The organism is Delftia sp. ZNC0008 (assembly GCF_000799035.1).
GTDB classification, from domain to species: Bacteria; Pseudomonadota; Gammaproteobacteria; order Burkholderiales; family Burkholderiaceae_C; genus Comamonas; species Comamonas tsuruhatensis.
In genome coordinates this window covers 1-1827 of record NZ_JTKZ01000967.1, presented here as the reverse complement: position 1 = coordinate 1827, position 1827 = coordinate 1, and the positions used below count along the sequence as shown (strand labels likewise).

Sequence of the window (1827 nt, the reverse complement as noted above, 5' to 3'; positions counted from 1 at the left end):
CTGGGCGGCCTCGGGCGTGAAGCGGTCCTGCAGCAGCCATTGCACGAGCTGGTCGCGCTCTATCAGTGCAAAGGCCTGCACCTCGCCATCCTGGTTGCTGGGCTCCAGCGCAGCCGGCACGGTGGCGCTGAACCAGTCGATGCGTTCGCGCATGAAGCCACGGCCCTCGGCCTCGTCGCTGGGGCGCTCGAACAGTACGTGGCCGCCATGGCGCAGGCCCTGCAGCTCGCCCACGCGCAGGCCGGCCTCTTCCCAGGTTTCACGCTGCACGGCTTGTTCCAGGGTATCGTGCGCGGCCACCATGCCGCCCATCAGCGTGTCCCACATGCCGGGGTTGGTGGGCTTGCTGTCGGCGCGCTGCTGCACCCAGATGCGGCCGTCGGCCGTCTCGCCCACCAGGTGCACGGCCAGGGTGGCAATGCCCAGCGGACGCACGGCGCCACGCTCCACGGTGCCAATGCGCTGACCCTGCACGTTGCACACGGCCAGTTGCTCATTGCGCCAGGGGCCGCTGTGGCCGCAGGCTCGCAGCACGCGTGCCAGGGCGTTGAGCAGGGCCGTGGCATCACCTTCGCCCTGCAGGTGCCAGTGGCCGGCCTGCTGCCGCAGCGCCACGCCATGGGCCTGCATCACCCCGTCCGGCAACTGCGCAGCCAGCCCATCTTCCAGCGAACCGATTTCCTCTGCCGCCACCTGAAGCGGCCGGCGCGGCTGCAGCGCAGGCTGGCGGGTTGCGGCACGCACCCGGTTCAGCCATGCCTGCACGCCTGGGTCGGCTGGGCTCTTTTCCCCGTTCATGGCAGCAAGATGGTGGAGCCCGTGGTCCTGCGTGCCTCCAGGTCCAGATGGGCCTGGCGCACCTCGGCCAGCGGATAGCGCTGGTCGATGTGGATCTTCACGGCACCGCTTTCCACCACGGCGAACAAATCGTCGGCCATGGCCTGGGTGGCCTCGCGACTGGTGATGTGGGAGAACAGGGTCTGGCGCGTCACATACAGCGACTTGGCCGCCAGCACGGCAGGAGCGAAAGGCGCCACGGGACCGGATGCGTTGCCGAAGCTGACCATCAGCCCAAAGCGCCGCAGGCAGGCCAGCGAGCCTTCCCAGGTGTCCTTGCCCACGCTGTCGTAGACCACCTTCACGCCCTGGCCGCCCGTGATTTCCTGCACGCGTTCGGCGAAGTTCTCGCTGCGGTAGTTGATGGCATGGGCCGCGCCGTTGGCCAGGGCCAGCGCGCACTTCTCGTCCGAGCCTGCCGTGGCGATGAGCTGCAGGCCCATGGCCCTGGCCCATTGGCAGGCAATCAGGCCCACGCCACCGGCCGCCGCATGGAACAGCACGGCATCACCCGGTGCCAGGCCCTCCACCGGAATGCATTTCTTGAGCAGGTACTGGGCCGTCAGGCCCTTGAGCATCATGGCGGCAGCCGTCTCGAACGCGATGGCGTCGGGCAGGCGGCACACGCACATGGCGGGCATGACACGCACTTCGCTGTAGCTGCCCGGCGGATTGCTGGCATAGGCCACGCGGTCGCCCACGCCCAGGTGCTGCACGCCCTCTCCCACGGCCTCGACCACGCCTGCGCCCTCCATGCCCAGGTTCAAGGGCATGGGCAGCGAGTACAGGCCCGAACGCTGGTAGACATCGATGAAGTTCAGGCCCACCGCATGGTGGCGTATGCGCACCTGGCCCGGCCCGGGCTCGCCCACGGCGACCTGCACCAGCTCCAGGACTTCGGGGCCGCCGTTGTGGCGGATCTGCACTGCAATACCCATGGGATGCACTCCTGCAAAAAACCAACAAGAGCGGCATCGTGCCATGACGCGG

Annotated in this window: 2 protein-coding genes; both read right to left on the bottom strand. The window is 68.5% G+C overall.

Annotated features, from left to right (window positions below):
* Positions 1–798: NUDIX hydrolase (locus tag L995_RS30990; protein ID WP_047475346.1), on the bottom strand; the 798-nt coding region annotated here is incomplete at its 3' end.
* A complete protein-coding gene (locus L995_RS30985; RefSeq protein ID WP_047475343.1) occupies positions 795–1775 on the bottom strand; it encodes a quinone oxidoreductase family protein in 981 nt (326 codons plus the stop codon). The genes L995_RS30985 and L995_RS30990, both read right to left, overlap by 4 nt.
* Positions 1776–1827: the final 52 nt, after the last annotated feature.